15 protein-coding genes are annotated in these 13,755 nt (G+C 68.0%); 12 read left to right on the forward strand and 3 right to left on the reverse strand.

Annotated elements, in window-relative coordinates:
* The first annotated feature begins 17 nt into the window (after positions 1-17).
* The 10 genes from KF791_12760 to KF791_12805 all read left to right on the forward strand — a co-directional run bounded on the left by KF791_12760 (position 18) and on the right by KF791_12805 (position 7,908).
* Entirely contained in the window at positions 18-833 is an 816-nt protein-coding gene (locus tag KF791_12760) for a 1-acyl-sn-glycerol-3-phosphate acyltransferase (protein MBX3733453.1), read from the forward strand.
* A 1-nt stretch (position 834) separates the two neighbouring features.
* Positions 835-1,605 carry a glycosyltransferase family 2 protein gene (locus tag KF791_12765; GenBank protein MBX3733454.1) on the forward strand — a complete coding sequence of 257 codons (771 nt, stop codon included), beginning with the start codon at positions 835-837 and terminating at the stop codon, positions 1,603-1,605.
* Between the two features lie 30 nt (positions 1,606-1,635).
* Positions 1,636-2,052, forward strand: a complete 417-nt coding sequence (locus KF791_12770; GenBank protein MBX3733455.1) for a prepilin-type N-terminal cleavage/methylation domain-containing protein — start codon at positions 1,636-1,638, stop codon at positions 2,050-2,052.
* Between the two features lie 7 nt (positions 2,053-2,059).
* Complete coding sequence (locus tag KF791_12775) at positions 2,060-3,019, forward strand: SUMF1/EgtB/PvdO family nonheme iron enzyme (protein MBX3733456.1); 960 nt, start codon at positions 2,060-2,062, stop codon at positions 3,017-3,019.
* A 126-nt stretch (positions 3,020-3,145) separates the two neighbouring features.
* Positions 3,146-3,373 carry a hypothetical protein gene (locus tag KF791_12780; GenBank protein MBX3733457.1) on the forward strand — a complete coding sequence of 76 codons (228 nt, stop codon included), beginning with the start codon at positions 3,146-3,148 and terminating at the stop codon, positions 3,371-3,373.
* Positions 3,370-3,546 carry a hypothetical protein gene (locus tag KF791_12785; GenBank protein MBX3733458.1) on the forward strand — a complete coding sequence of 59 codons (177 nt, stop codon included), beginning with the start codon at positions 3,370-3,372 and terminating at the stop codon, positions 3,544-3,546. The genes KF791_12780 and KF791_12785 overlap by 4 nt, the downstream gene beginning before the upstream one ends.
* Positions 3,543-4,340 (forward strand): TlpA family protein disulfide reductase, encoded by a 798-nt coding sequence (locus KF791_12790; protein MBX3733459.1) that lies wholly within the window; start codon positions 3,543-3,545, stop codon positions 4,338-4,340. The genes KF791_12785 and KF791_12790 overlap by 4 nt, the downstream gene beginning before the upstream one ends.
* Positions 4,341-4,519: 179 nt before the next feature.
* On the forward strand, positions 4,520-5,266 hold the full coding sequence (locus tag KF791_12795; GenBank protein ID MBX3733460.1) for a DUF547 domain-containing protein: 747 nt from the start codon (positions 4,520-4,522) through the stop codon (positions 5,264-5,266).
* Between the two features lie 219 nt (positions 5,267-5,485).
* Positions 5,486-6,829 (forward strand): homoserine dehydrogenase, encoded by a 1,344-nt coding sequence (locus KF791_12800; GenBank protein ID MBX3733461.1) that lies wholly within the window; start codon positions 5,486-5,488, stop codon positions 6,827-6,829.
* Between the two features lie 8 nt (positions 6,830-6,837).
* Positions 6,838-7,908: a threonine synthase gene (locus KF791_12805; protein MBX3733462.1), complete on the forward strand. Its 1,071-nt coding sequence runs from the start codon at positions 6,838-6,840 to the stop codon at positions 7,906-7,908.
* A gap of 12 nt (positions 7,909-7,920) precedes the next feature.
* Here the strand turns inward: KF791_12805 and KF791_12810 are convergent, their stop codons facing one another.
* Positions 7,921-9,177, reverse strand: coding sequence for a VCBS repeat-containing protein (locus tag KF791_12810; GenBank protein MBX3733463.1), 1,257 nt, complete (start codon positions 9,175-9,177; stop codon positions 7,921-7,923).
* Positions 9,178-9,495: 318 nt separating this feature from the next.
* Between KF791_12810 and KF791_12815 the strand changes: the two genes are divergently transcribed.
* On the forward strand, positions 9,496-11,481 hold the full coding sequence (locus tag KF791_12815; protein MBX3733464.1) for a HEAT repeat domain-containing protein: 1,986 nt from the start codon (positions 9,496-9,498) through the stop codon (positions 11,479-11,481).
* Between the two features lie 36 nt (positions 11,482-11,517).
* On the forward strand, positions 11,518-12,027 hold the full coding sequence (locus KF791_12820) for a hypothetical protein (GenBank protein ID MBX3733465.1): 510 nt from the start codon (positions 11,518-11,520) through the stop codon (positions 12,025-12,027).
* Between the two features lie 45 nt (positions 12,028-12,072).
* Here the strand turns inward: KF791_12820 and KF791_12825 are convergent, their stop codons facing one another.
* Together KF791_12825 and KF791_12830 are read right to left on the reverse strand one after the other, a co-directional pair.
* A complete protein-coding gene (locus tag KF791_12825; GenBank protein MBX3733466.1) occupies positions 12,073-13,248 on the reverse strand; it encodes a DNA polymerase III subunit delta in 1,176 nt (391 codons plus the stop codon).
* Positions 13,248-13,706 (reverse strand): bifunctional nuclease family protein, encoded by a 459-nt coding sequence (locus KF791_12830; GenBank protein MBX3733467.1) that lies wholly within the window; start codon positions 13,704-13,706, stop codon positions 13,248-13,250. The genes KF791_12825 and KF791_12830 overlap by 1 nt, the downstream gene beginning before the upstream one ends.
* Positions 13,707-13,755 lie beyond the last annotated feature (49 nt).

The following is a 13,755-nucleotide window of genomic DNA, read 5'->3' on the forward strand; positions in this document are numbered from 1 at the left end:
CAGCGCTCCCAAAACGCATGACTTTCCGCCGTCCACTGCGCACCGCCCGCCGTTTTTCCGCGTTCCTCTGGTTTCACGTGACCAGCGTCCGGGATTTCCGCCGGCAGGTGGCACCCCGGGAGCATGACGGTCGGGACTTCAAGGTGCGGGCCGCCTGGACCCAACGGCACGCCCGGCGGCTGTGCCGGATCCTGGACTGGAGCTTTGAAACCGCGGGCACGCCGCCCGACGCCACGCTCTACGGGGCCAATCATCTCGGGTATGCGGACATCGTCATGCTGGCCGCCGCCACCCCGGTGGTGTTTGTCTCCAAGTCGGAGGTCCGAAGCTGGCCGATCCTGGGCACCCTGGCCTCGTGCGCGGGAACCCTCTTCCTGAACCGCCAGCGCAAGGAGGACCTGGTGACAGTGGCCCGCCAGTTCGAGCCCGTGACGGCCGCGGGCATTCCCGTCGTGGTGTTCCTCGAGGGGACCAGCAGCGACGGCAGCCAGGTGCTGCCGTTCCGCGCGTCCCTGCTGGCGCCGGCCGTCGCCGCGGGCTGGAACGTGGCACCCGTCGCGCTCGACTACAGTGTCCGCCCGGGATCGGTCGCCCGGGACGTCGCCTGGTGGGGGGACCAGGGATTCATGCCCCATTTTCTCAACCTGCTCGCGCGCGACGCCGTGCATGCCCGCATTGCCTTTGGCGGGGCGCTGCCCGCCGGACCCGACCGCAAGGCACTGGCCCGGACGCTGCATGCGGCAGTGGTCGGGTTGCGGGTCCACGGCGGGACGATTCCGGAGAGCCCGGCAAAATTCGAGCCCGAACTGGCCTCGAAAAACTCCCGCGGATAGGATGCCCCCGGTGCCCGCGCAGATCACCATCGTCGTTCCGTTGTTCGAGGAGGCCGCGAATGTCGCCCCGCTGGTGACCGAGCTCATCCGGGTCTTCGCCGGGGAATCACGGCCATGGGAACTGGTGCTGGTGGACGACGGGAGCCGCGACGGCACCTGGACCGAGGTGCTGGCGGCGCAGGCGACGGATCCCCGGGTTCGCGGCATCCGCCACCGGGAGAACCGCGGGCAAAGTGCCGCCGTATGGACCGGGATCATCCGCTCCGATGCGCCCCTGCTCTGCACCCTGGACGGCGACCTTCAAAACGACCCCTCCGAGCTGCCGCGGATGTTGTCGCTCCTCGATTCGGTGGATTTTGTCTGCGGCCATCGGGTTCACCGGAGAGACTCGCGGGTGCGGCGGGTGTCCTCGCGGGTGGCGCGGGTCGCCCGAAGACTGGCGCTGGGGGCCGATTTCGCCGACACCGGCTGTGCGCTTCGTGCCTTCCGCCGGGAATGCCTTGCCGGGGTGTTCCTCTTCAACGGACTGCACCGGTTCCTTCCGATCCTCGTGGCCGGCGGCGGCTTTCGATGCCGGGAGGTCCCGGTGATGCACCGGGCCCGGACGGCCGGCGTCTCCAAGTACGGTGTCTGGAACCGCCTTGGCCGGGGGCTGTTCGATCTGCTCGGCGTGGCCTGGTATCAACGCCGTCGGGTGGCTCCGGTGGTTCTTGAAGATTCGCGGCGACCGACGGATGCTGCCGGAGCAACGATTCCCGTTTCCCGGTGTTGACCTCCGTCACCGAAATCAGATTTTCCATCCATGAAGCTTGAATCCATCCCCCCCCGCCGCCGGCGCTCACTGGCGCGCGCCGGGTTCACCCTGATCGAGATCATGATCGTGGTGATGATCATCGGTCTGCTGGCAATGATCGCGATTCCCAACATCAACGGCTCGCTCGCCACCAGCCGCTACAACGCGATCATCAACAACCTCAGGGTCATTGATAATCAGAAACAGCTCTGGGCCGCCGAGCAGAAGAAGGGCGACAACGACACGCCCAGCGAAGCGGATCTCGCCCCCTATTTCGGCAGCGGACGCTTCCCGACCTCGGTGATGGGCGAGACCTACAACATCAACAACGTGGGCACCCAGCCCACCGCCACCGTTCCCTCACGCCTCAAGATGCCCCGGCAGACCATCGAGGCGGGTGGCATGGTGGCCCTGCCCGATCGCTGATCCCGCGGTGTCCGCCTCCGTCGTCGAGCGTCCGACCCGTTGGGTGACGCGGGTGCCGCTCCTGGAACGCGCACTGCTCGTCGCCCTTGCCGGCGCCGCCTTGATGGCTCCACCGGCCGGCTCGCGACTGGCCGCGGCCGATGCCAAGGCGGCCACGGTCCGCCCCGCCGCGAAGGCATCCCGGGACCATCCGTTCACCAACACGCTCGGCATGCGGTTCGTCCCGGTGCCGGGCGTCGCCGTGCTGTTCAGCGTGTGGGAGACGCGCGTCCGGGATTTCCGGGCCTTTGTGGACGCCACCGGATACGACGCGACGGGGAAGATGTACGCGATCGGTCCCGAAGGCTGGCGCATCCGCGACCGGACCTGGATGGAGCCCGGCTTCCCGCAGACCGCGAATCACCCGGTCTGCGGCGTGAGCTTTGTGGACGCCACCCGCTTCTGCGAATGGCTCACCGCCCGGGAACGGGCGGCGGGATCGGTGGGCCCCAACGATCGCTTCCGCCTGCCCACGGACGCCGAATGGTCCGCCGCCGTCGGGGAAACGCGCTATCCTTGGGGCGACGACTGGCCGCCGCCGCCCATGGCGGGAAACTATGGCGACGCCGAATCCGACCTGAGCCCGAAGATCCTGACCTATCGGGACGGCTACAGCCGCACCGCACCGGTCGGCGTGTTCAGCGCCAATCGCCATGGCATCCATGACCTGGGCGGCAATGTCTGGGAATGGTGCGACACGTTCTACCGCCGGGAGATGAATTCCACGGAGACGCTCCAACAGTTTCCCGGGCTGGAGGAGGACGGCGGCGGCACGCGCTACCGCGTGCTTCGGGGGGGTTCGTGGGACCGGGTCACTCCCGCATTTCTCGAATCCGCGTGCCGCAACAACGATGAGCCCGACGGGCGCGGCGACTTTCTGGGCTTCCGCGTGGTTTTCGAGCCTGCAGGCAAAACCGGCGGCCGCTGATCCGGGACGCCACCGTCGGTCGTTGCGCCGCACAGCGGGCTGTTGGCCAACCCGCCCCCCGGAGAGGCCGGGGTCCTCCGCGTAAGGTTTTCGGGAATGCCGCGACTCCATCGGCATCTGTTCAGGATGAACAATTTCCCGAAGCGGTGCGCCGGAGTTCTCGCAGTCGTTGCCGTCCCGCTGGCGGGCTGTGCCGGACCGGGCATTGCCGCCCAGCGCCTGGTGAGCCAGCCGGACATGACATTCTCCACGTCCGCGATCTGGAATTTTGACCAACCCCTTGCCCTTCAGACCGAGACCGGCCGGGCTTTCGCCGGCGCCGGTTCCGCCGCCGGTTGCACCAGCTGCAAATGAGCTTCCGGGGCCATCCACTTCCGGTGCTCGCAGCGGCCGCGACGCTCACCCTGCGGGCCGCCACAATTCCGGCCGTCGAGGTGGGCACCGAAGTCCAGTTCTCCCCGGATATCACCCTCACGCAGACCACGGCGTCCTGGTTCGAGCAGGCGGGACCCCTCCAATCCCCGTGAACTCCCCTCGCACACCGACCCTGCTTCTCGCCCTCGCGATGGCGTCCGCATTGAACGCCGCGTCCGTTCTCCGCCCCGGCGACATCGTCACCGAAATCACAAATCTTGTGGACCGCGCGACCGGTCAGGTGGTCTCCCCGGAACAACTGCAGGGCAAGGTGCTGTTCCTCGATTTCTTCGCCCACTGGTGCCCGGTCTGCCGGGCGGCGGCGCCTCAGATTCAGCAGGGCATCGGCGACCGGTACTCCCAACAGGACGGAAATGCCGAGGGGCTCCCGGTGCTGCACATCGGCGTCAACCTCCAGGCCGACAACAACGACGCCAACCGCAACGCGACAACCACCTTTGCGCAGATCTATCGGATCCCCCTGGTGGTCCAGGATTCCTCACGCCGGTTTCAGGGCCTGTTCGGCCCGACCTCCGGACAGCCAACGTTCGCCATCATCAACGGAGTCACGAACTCGCCCTCCCACCGGCTTTGGGAGCTGATTTATGCCCGGTTCAGTTATCAGGACAGCACCGCGACGCGCCCCATCGAGGCGTTTCAGACCGCGATTGATTCCGTGCAGGCCCCGCCACCGCAACTGGAGGCGTTCCGCATCCGGCCCGATGGCCACTGGGAATTCTCGATCACCGGCCCCGGCCGGGCGCCGGTCCTTCTGGAATGGAGCGAGGACCTCGGCGGCTGGCAGTCCACGGGAATGAACTTTCCAACCGCCGAACCGGCCCCGTATCACCTGCCGGCACCCACGACCACCCCCGGGGGATACCTGCGCCTTCGCCGCCTGCGATGACAACTTTCTTCATGGCCGGGCACCGCCAGCCGCCGATGAAGACCGTGAGCAACCGGAGAGCTGCCGTGCCCTTGAATGACGTCACTGGCCTGCAGCCATGCAGGACAACAGCGAACCCGTTTGCCTCGGTGAATTCGCGCCGTCGGGCCGTTGGTCCCCACCTTCGGGTCAACGCCCTAATGATTTCGCTCCTGCTGACCCTGGCCGGTCCGCTTTGGGCCCACGGTTTCGACGCCGACCACGAACGGTTCGCGCGCGTGCTGGCCGCAACCGTGACCACCCATGGAGTCAACTACGCGGCGCTCAAGGCCTCACCCGCGGCACTGGATGCCTATCTTGACGAACTCGCCGCGCTGCCCGCCGCGGAGTTTGCCGGGTGGCCGCGGATGGAGCGCCTCGCGCTCCTTATCAATCTCTACAATGCCACCACGCTGCGGGTCATCCGCGACCGGTATCCCATCCGGAGCATCCGCAGCATCGGCCTCCTGCCCGGCGCCGCATGGCGGGAGCTCGACGTCCGTTTCGGCGGCCAGATGATGTCGCTCAGTCATCTCGAAAACCGGGTTCTGCGCCCTGAGTACGGGGAGCCGCGCATCCATTTCGCCCTGGTCTGCGCGGCGCGCGGCTGCCCGCCGCTGCGGACTGAACCTTTCCGAGGGAACGATCTGGAGGATCAACTCGACGACCAGGCCCGGACCTTCCTGGCGATCCCGTTCAAGAACCGCTTCGACGCCCGGGACAACACCCTCTGGCTGTCACCCATCTTCAAGTGGTACAAGACCGACTTCACGGCGGAGGGCGGATCCCTCGCGGACTACGTCCGTCGTTACCTTCCGGCAGATCAGGCGGAGGCCCTGGGACGGGCCTCCAAGGTCCGCGTGCGCCATACCGACTATGACTGGACGCTCAATGATGCGGGACACTGAGCGGACGGAGTGAACCGCCCATCCGCCGCGGAGCGGAAAACGCCGGCCTCGGAACGCTCACGATCCCGGGGGGTCGCCCATGCTGCGGCGCCCACGGGGAGATGGGACACCGGGGCATGACCCCGGCGGTTGCGCGGCGCCGTCGGGCGTTGGGAGCCCATTGAAGTCCGGAAAAGGATTGTCCCGACCTGCCGACCGCGGCAGCGTTGCCGACTTCGTATGCAGCGGGTCCAGGTGGGTCTGATCGGGGCGGGAACCGTGGGTGGGGGGGTGTGGAATGCCCTCGCACGCAACGGCCCCCTCATGGCGTCGCGCCTCGGCATCCGGCTCGACGTCGCCGCGGTCGCCGTGCGGGATCCCGCGCGCTCCCGTGCGGCCCGCATTCCCGGCAAACTGTTCAGGATCGACTGGCGTCAGGTGGTCCTCCATCCGGATGTCCAGGTGGTCGTCGAGTTGATGGGCGGCACAACGACGGCACGCGACGCCGTGGTCACGGCCCTGCGGGCGGGCAAACCTGTGGTGACCGCCAACAAGGCCCTTGTCTCCGCTCACGGGGAGGAACTGTTCACTGAAGCGGCACGGCACGGTGTCAACCTGTACTACGAAGCCTCCGTGGCCGGCGGCATCCCCATCATCAAGATGCTGCGGGAATCGCTCGTCGGTAACCGCGTGACCCGCATCGCCGGCATCGTCAACGGCACCTGCAACTACATCCTGACCCGCATGCAGCGCGAGGGTGTGGCGTTTGCCGACGTGCTCGTGGACGCCCAGCGTCTGGGATATGCGGAGGCGGAGCCGTCCCTGGATGTGGACGGCCATGATGCGGCGCACAAGACCGCCATCCTCGCCTCACTCGCACATGGCTTCTGGGTGAACCCGGCCTCCGTCCATACCGAGGGCATCCAGGATTTGTCCCCGCTGGACATCGAATTTGCGGGGCGCCTCGGCTACACCATCAAGCTGCTGGGAATCGTGAAGTGCCTCACGCAGGACCGGCGCCCCCGGTCGCGCCGGTCCGGTCCGCCTCCGTCCTGCGCCATCCAGGCGTCGGTGTACCCGGCGCTCGTCCCCAAGACCCACGTGCTGGCCTCCGTGGGGGACGCCTTCAACGCGGTGGCGGTGCGGGGGGACATCGTGGGCGATGCCCTTTTCTACGGTCGCGGGGCGGGCGCCGAGGCCACGGCGAGCTCGGTGCTGAGCGACCTGGCCGACGCGGTGCTCGACTTGAAGCACGGTTCGCATCGCCGGGTGCCGCCATTTGTGGCCCATGAGGTTCACGGCCGCGTGATACCCCTCGCCGAGGTCGTGTCCCGCTACTACGTGCGTCTGGCCGTTGTGGACCGCCCCGGGGTCTTCGCGAGGATTTCCGGCGTCCTGGCCCGCGCCCGCGTCGGAATCTCCTCGATCATCCAACCCGAAGGCCACGCCGGCGACACCGTGCCGGTGATCCTCATGATCCACGACGCCCCCAATGCCACCCTCCAGCGGGTGCTCCGACAGATTGCGGCGCTCCCGGTGGTGCGCACCGCGCCGGTCATGATCCGCGTCGAAGACCTCGAATAGCCACTGCCATGAATCCCGTCCTCTCCTGGCCCGGTGTGATCCGCCGCTATGCGGAGTTCCTTCCCGTCACCGAGGACACCCCCGTGGTCACACTGCTGGAGGGCAACACCCCCCTGATTCCGGTGCCTGCATTCGTGGCGGCAATCGGTGGGCAGTTTGACCTTCGCCTGAAATACGAGGCCATGAACCCGACCTGTTCCTTCAAGGACCGGGGCATGACCATGGCCATCACCCGGGCGAAGGAGCGGGGTGCGCGGGTCGTCGTGTGCGCCAGCACCGGCAACACCAGCGCCAGCGCCGCCGCCTATGCCGCGCGCGCCGGAATGCGCTGCGTGGTGGTCCTGCCCCGGGGCAAGATCGCCATGGGCAAGCTCTCACAGGCCCTGCTCTACGGCGCAACCACCGTCAGCATCGAGGGCAACTTCGACGACGCCCTCCGCATCGTCCGCGAACTGGGTGAGACGGGGGCCGTGGAAGTCGTGAACTCGGTCAATCCGGTGCGCATCGAAGGGCAAAAGACCGCCGCCTTCGAGATCTGCGATGCCCTGGGGGACGCCCCCGACTTTCACTTCCTGCCCGTGGGCAACGCCGGCAACATCACGGCGTACTGGAAGGGGTTCCAGGAGTATGCGGCCGCGGGAAGGACCGTCACGCGGCCGCGCATGATGGGCTGGCAGGCCGACGGGGCCGCCCCGATTGTCCTCGGCCATCCAGTGGCCAACCCGGAGACGGTGGCCACCGCGATCCGCATCGGCAACCCCGCGAGCTGGCAGGGCGCGGTCGCCGCCGCGCGGGAGTCGGGCGGGGCCATCCGCAGCGTCTCCGACGACGAAATCCTCCACGCCTACCGGCTTCTCGCGCGCACCGAGGGCATCATGGTGGAGCCCGCATGTGCCGCACCGCTCGCCGGACTCATCCGGTGCATTGCCACCGGCGGGATTCCGAAGGATGCCCGGGTGACGGCCACGATGACCGGCCACGGCCTGAAGGATCCCGACACCGCCATCCGCGTGGCCGGCGGCGAACCCGTCGTCGCCGCCGCCACGGCCGAAGCCGTCCGCGCCGTGATCGGGCTGTGATTCCGGCCCGGCTCAGCGCTGCTTGAAGACAAACAGGCCCCGCTTGTTGCCCACGATCAGGTCCGGACGCCCGTCCCCGTTGAGATCCCGCGCCACCACCTGGGTCCCCACCCCGGAGTTGTCGTCCACCAGGTGCGGCACCCAGTCCACCGACCGGTCCGGACGCCGCACAAGCTTCCACCAGTAAAGCACCGGCGGCGCCCCCGGCTCGGGATCCCCTGCGGGGCCGTGAGCCCAGAATCGCTTCCCGGTGATGATGTCCTTCAGCCCGTCCCCATCCACGTCCACCAGATCCACGGCATGCAGCTGCGAAAACCGGACCCCGTGGGGATTCTCGGAGGACTCCTTGTTCATGAGGACGTGCTCTCGGAACGTGATCTTGCCGCCCTCCCGCACCTGCTCAAACCAGGCGAGGCCGTAACCGTGTGCCGCAAGGCTGGTGATGATGTCGTTCAGTCCGTCGCCATTGACGTCATAGGCATACATCTGTGCACCGCCAACCCCAAAGGTCCACGGGTGGAACGTCCAGACAGGATCCCCGGCCAGCGAGGCCGGCTGTTCCCACCAGCCGTCCTTCTCCAGCAGGTCGCCACGCCCGTCGCCGTTCACATCGCCGACCCCGAGGCCGTGGGTGAACCGATGATAGTTGTTGTTCGGGGAGATCGCATGCCACGTCCAAGGGCGGGTGGGATCCTTCGGGTCGGGCACCGCATAGCCGTAGGTGCCGCGGGAGGCGCACACGATTTCAGGCCGTCCGTCGCCGGTGAGATCCACAAACGTTGGGGACTCATTGTCCGTGACCTCCAGCGCGGTGTGCTCCTTCCAATGGCCGGGCTGGCCCTTTGGATTCTCGAACCATGAGGATTTTTCCCCGGGGAATCCCAGAATGAGAATATCGTCCCAGCCATCCCCGTTCACGTCGTGCGCATAGGCCACGAAGTTCTTCGAATAGGTGTTGTTCTTTCCCAGCGCCCCTTCGAATCCTGGAATCACCTCCTCGGTGCCGTCAGCCCGCTTCAGCACGAACGTCTCATTGGCGGGGGCATAGACGTGACGACGGGTAAATTCCGGACCCTCCCACCAAAACGGGCCATAAACGATGTCGAGGACACCGTCCTTGTTGAAGTCCCCGGCGTTCGCCCCCTCCGCCCAGAACTGGTCGGACAACTGCTGGCGATCAAAGGCCGGCGGTGCTGCAAAAACCAGGTGAAGGGAGGCACAACCCAGCACCCACGCCGTGGCGGCGCCGCGTCCGCAAATGGAGTTCATGCACCCAGCTTCGCGGACGCCCTCCAATCGGGTCAAGGGATGGATGCCCTTGATGCGCTCCCAATGGCGGGGATCCGCCCACTCCCAGTGGTGGGGCGAAGGTCCTCCTGAGCCGCGTGCGGAGTCCCCACAAGCCTGCCTTGCCGTTGCACGCGCAGCTCGGGGAGCCTCACTCCACCAGGCGGGAGCCTCAGCCCACCCGTATCCCCACCGGCCCCACGCTGCGTCCTGCGTCTTGTCGCCGACACCTGACCGGGGCTAGCCTGCGGCATGCCGTCGGGATCGCCCCGCCCTCAACGTCTCCTCCGTGGCCTTGGAATGCTCCTGCTGTGTCTCGGCAACCTCCGCGCCGACGACGGCGCGAGGCTCCGGATCCTTGCCCCCCTCGTTCAGGATCCCTCCCCCAAGGTGCGCGTGGAGGCTCTGCGGGCGCTGGCGCGGATTCAGTCCCCGGAGGCAGCGGCCCTGGCCCTGACGGTGCTCGACCAGCCCATGGACCCCACGCTCGACTACGCGCTATGGCTCACGATCAACGATCTGGCGGGGCCGTGGATCCGATCGGTGCAGGACGAATCTTGGAAGCCGGAAGGCCGCGAACGCCAGCTCGAGTTCGCACTCAGGGCGCTCCCGCCGGCGCAGACCAGTCGCGTGCTCGGACAACTCCTCGGGGACCCGCCGCTGCCCGCCGAGGGTTCCGGTCCGTGGATCGAACTCCTGGGGGCCGCGGGGACACCGGCGGAGTTGCGCCGCCTCTTTGATCAGGTGGTTTCCGGAGGGTTCTCCGACCCGGCCGCCGCCCGGGCACTGGACGCTCTCGCCGCCGCCCAGCGGCAGCGCAAGGCGCGCCCGGATGGGGACCTCATGCCGCTGGTCCGGCTGTTCGACGCACCGTCGCCAGCGGTGCGCATCGCCGCACTCGGGCTCGCCGGTGACTGGAAGCTCTCCGAAAACCTGGGGCCCCGCATTGCCGGACTGGCCGGCGAGGCCTCCACCCCGCCCGAAGTCCGGGCCGCCGCCATCGCCGCCCTGCGTGCGATCGGGGGTTCCGGCGCCATCGAGGCACTGGGCGGCCTGTCCGCCGCGCCCGACCCGGCGCTCCGTCGGCAGGCGGCTGTCGCGAGGGTGGCGCTCGACCCATCCGGAGCCGCGCCGGAGATCACGAAGTTGATTCGCGAGCCGATGGATGAGGCGGACGCCGTCGCGTTCTGGCGCGGAGTGCTGGCCTCGAAGGGGGCGGCCCGCGCGCTGGCTGAAACGCTTCCCGACGCGGGACTCGACCCGGGCGTGGCCCGTGCCGGCATGCGGGTGGCCCGCGAGGGTGGGCGGACCGAACTGGATCTCGTCGTGGCCCTGGCCCGCGGAGCCGGCCTTTCGGCGGATCCTTCGACGGTCAGCAATGAGTTGATCCGCGAATTGGCGGCCCGGGCGCTCGCCGAGGGCGATCCGGCCCGTGGCGAATGGATTTACCGGCGGAACGACCAGGCCTGCGTCAGCTGCCACGGCATCGGAGGCGCCGGGGGCCAGGTGGGGCCCGACCTCACCAGCATCGGGGCCAGCGCGCCGGCCGATTACCTCGTCGAGTCCCTGCTCCTGCCCAATGCGAAAATCAAGGAGGGCTATCACAGCCTCGTGGTCGCCACATCCGATGGCACCGAGTACACCGGCACCCTGGCCCGGGAAAGCCCCGACACCCTCGTTCTGCGAAACGCGGCGGGCGCCGAAGTCCCGCTGCCCAAAAACGACATCGTCCGCCGCGAACAGGGCACTCTCTCCCTGATGCCCTCCGGCCTGCTCGATCCGCTCGACGAACAGCAGCAGCTCGACCTGATCGCCTTCCTCACCCGGCTCGGGAAGCCCGGCGATTTCGACGCCGCCCGCGGCGGAGTCGCCCGCCGCTGGCGCATCGCCCAGACGGTCCACACCGATGCGCAGGCCGGACAGGAACTGTGGCCGCTGACCGCGGCGTGGGAGGACCGGCGATGGAACCCCACCTACGCCCTCGCCAACGGCACGATGCCGCGTCCGTTGATTGAGGAGCTCACCGCCGCCCAGTCCTGGACGGCACGGCTCGGGGTCTTCGCCGCCACGGAGGTCCGGACCGCATCCGCAGGCCCGGTGCGGTTCGATCTGACGGCAACCGACGGTGCCGAACTGTGGGTGGACGGCCGGAAGGTGGGGGGCAACGGCACCTCCGAGGTGCGTCTGGACCCCGGAATTCATCGCGTGCTGGTGCGGTTGGACCCGCGACGTCTTCCCCAGACGCTCCGGCTGGAATCGCCCGATGCCGCGTTTGTGCTGAACTGAAACCGGCACCCCGACGGCCCAAGCCCGGGAACCTGTATGCCCACCGCCGCCCCATCGCTGGGACACACCTTGAACGCCGTTGAGGGCTGGTTGGGGCTGGGACTCCCCCGGGAGGCACGGTCCGAACTGGATGCACTCCCCCACGACGTTCAGGAACGTTCCGATTGCCTCGATGCCCGATTCGCCATCGAGGCGCATTGCCGCGACTGGCAGGCGGCATTCGAGGTGGCGTCGCGGCATGTGGAACGGTTTCCGGGCCATGCCGGCGCGTGGATCCACCGGGCCTACGCCGCTCGACGCCGCGTCGGCGGCGGCGGCATCCCGGAGGCGCTGGCGCTGCTGCGCCCGGCCGTGGAACGATTTCCCGCGGAACCGCTCATCCCCTACAACCTGTCCTGCTACCACGCCCAACAGGCCGACCTCGACCAGGCCTGGCGCTGGCTGATGGCGGCCATGGCGGTCGCCGGTCGGGAACCCATCCGACGCCTGGCCCTGGCCGATGACGACCTGCGTCCCCTCTGGACGCGGATCGCCGCGTTGACCTGAGCCCTCGATTTCCGGACCCGGCCGGGACCCCACTACCCTCACGCCTCACGCCGCCCGGGACGTCCGGACGCCAGGCGAAGCGGATCCGCCGCGGGTGTCGGACGGCAGCAACGCCACCACGGCCCGCTGCAGCACCACCGCCTCGTCCAGTCCCGAAGCCACCAGCGCTATGTTGGCCTCGAGCAGCACATCCATCGCGCCCACCAGTTCCGGAAGCTCCCACTTCTCACACTGCCGGAGCGCCTGAAACGCCGGGTACGGGGAGCCCGCAATCGGATTGTAACGGCGGTCCTGGGGAAGGCGCGAATCCGAAAGCGCCGCCACCTGGGCCCGGAAGGCGCGGAAATCCCGCGAGGGCCGCACGACGCCCAGCCGGCGCAGTTCTTTCATGAGCAACAGCAGGCGCACCTTGCTGATCAACCCGTACACCAGTCCGATCTCGCTCTTCCGCTTGTCGAGTCCGGACCGCAGCGTCCACAACTCCTCATCCAGCATCCGCAATGCCCGCGGGAGGTCTCGATCGCCGACGGCATCCGCAAGCGCAAACCCGGCCGCCAGTTTCTGCACAGGCACCAGCAACTCCACATCCGCAAGACTCACCGACGCGCGATCCCCGGCATGCAAGGCAAGCTTCTCCACCTCGTTGGCCAGCGCCCGGAGATTGGGGCCGACCCGGCCCACCAGCGCCGTCAGGGCGTCGTCCGCCACAGTCTTTCCGGCAGCCTTGAACTGGCGCAATGCCTCGGCCTCGACGCGGTCCGCCCAATCCCGATCGTCGGACAGCGCCGCGAACTCCTCAACGGTGCCCAGCTTGGCGAGGGTCTTGAAGAAGCTCCGGCGCTTGTCGGCCTTCCCTGCCGAGATCAGCAAGCGCACTCCGTCCCAGGAAAAGGCCTTCAATTCCTCCGCAAGATCGCCGAGGGCCGCCGTGACCGCCGCGGCCTGGCTGGTGCGATCCTCGCCCAGAAAGGTGCAGTCGCGGAACCAGACGAGCTTGGGGCCACCAAAAAACGGAAGAGTCTGCAGCGCCTCGCGGAGCTTGCCGAGTCGCTTGAGGGCCTCGTCCACGGTGCCCGCCGACGCGTCCAAAATCTCCTGGTCCATGCCGCTGGCACCGGCACACCAGCAGTCCCAAACGGCGCGAGCCCGCTGCCGCACCGGGAACTCATCCTCCCCGCAGACCAGCACCAGCGGGCCCGCATCGCCGGATGCCCTCGCCATCAGTCCGGGTCCTCGGAGGCGCCATCCTCACCAATGCGCGTCAACACCTCGCTCATGTCCTCCGCCTCCTCGAAGAGCTGGGAGGTCACGTAGATCGGACGCTTCTGGGCGGCGGCCAGTGCCAGGCAGTCGCTCGGGCGCGCATCCAACTCCACCAGTTTGGTGCCCAGTTCGTTGTCCTGACGGAGGATGATGCGGGCGAAATAGGTCGCGTTTCGCAGTTCGGTGATGACCACCCGCTCCACCGCGATCCCGAATCCCTGGAAGATGTGCCCGATCAGGTCGTGGGTCAGCGGACGCTCATGGTGCGCGCCGCGGAGCGCCATGCCGATCACCGCGCCGATGTTCTGTTCCACCTGGATGACAAACACCTTTTCGTCATTCCCGATGAAGAGGGCCACCCCCTGGTTTGCGGGGAGGAGACCTCGGATTTGCACCGGCAGGACGTCCTTCTTCATGGGTGGAGTGTGCGAACGGAACGGAAGAAAGGCAAGGAAGGGGCCGCGT

The sequence above is a fragment of the Verrucomicrobiia bacterium genome (genome assembly GCA_019634635.1).
Taxonomy (GTDB): Bacteria; Verrucomicrobiota; Verrucomicrobiia; order Limisphaerales; family UBA9464; genus UBA9464.

Bases quoted from the DNA above. Each gene is read 5' to 3' on its own strand.
- KF791_12760 (MBX3733453.1), top strand. From the start codon at position 18: ATGACTTTCCGCCGTCCACTGCGCACCGCCCGCCGTTTTTCCGCGTTC.
- KF791_12765 (MBX3733454.1), top strand. From the start codon at position 835: ATGCCCCCGGTGCCCGCGCAGATCACCATCGTCGTTCCGTTGTTCGAG.
- KF791_12770 (MBX3733455.1), top strand. From the start codon at position 1,636: ATGAAGCTTGAATCCATCCCCCCCCGCCGCCGGCGCTCACTGGCGCGC.
- KF791_12780 (MBX3733457.1), top strand. From the start codon at position 3,146: ATGAACAATTTCCCGAAGCGGTGCGCCGGAGTTCTCGCAGTCGTTGCC.
- KF791_12785 (MBX3733458.1), top strand. From the start codon at position 3,370: ATGAGCTTCCGGGGCCATCCACTTCCGGTGCTCGCAGCGGCCGCGACG.
- KF791_12795 (MBX3733460.1), top strand. From the start codon at position 4,520: ATGATTTCGCTCCTGCTGACCCTGGCCGGTCCGCTTTGGGCCCACGGT.
- KF791_12800 (MBX3733461.1), top strand. From the start codon at position 5,486: ATGCAGCGGGTCCAGGTGGGTCTGATCGGGGCGGGAACCGTGGGTGGG.
- KF791_12805 (MBX3733462.1), top strand. From the start codon at position 6,838: ATGAATCCCGTCCTCTCCTGGCCCGGTGTGATCCGCCGCTATGCGGAG.
- KF791_12810 (MBX3733463.1), bottom strand. From the start codon at position 9,177: ATGAACTCCATTTGCGGACGCGGCGCCGCCACGGCGTGGGTGCTGGGT.
- KF791_12815 (MBX3733464.1), top strand. From the start codon at position 9,496: ATGCTCCTGCTGTGTCTCGGCAACCTCCGCGCCGACGACGGCGCGAGG.
- KF791_12820 (MBX3733465.1), top strand. From the start codon at position 11,518: ATGCCCACCGCCGCCCCATCGCTGGGACACACCTTGAACGCCGTTGAG.
- KF791_12825 (MBX3733466.1), bottom strand. From the start codon at position 13,248: ATGGCGAGGGCATCCGGCGATGCGGGCCCGCTGGTGCTGGTCTGCGGG.
- KF791_12830 (MBX3733467.1), bottom strand. From the start codon at position 13,706: ATGAAGAAGGACGTCCTGCCGGTGCAAATCCGAGGTCTCCTCCCCGCA.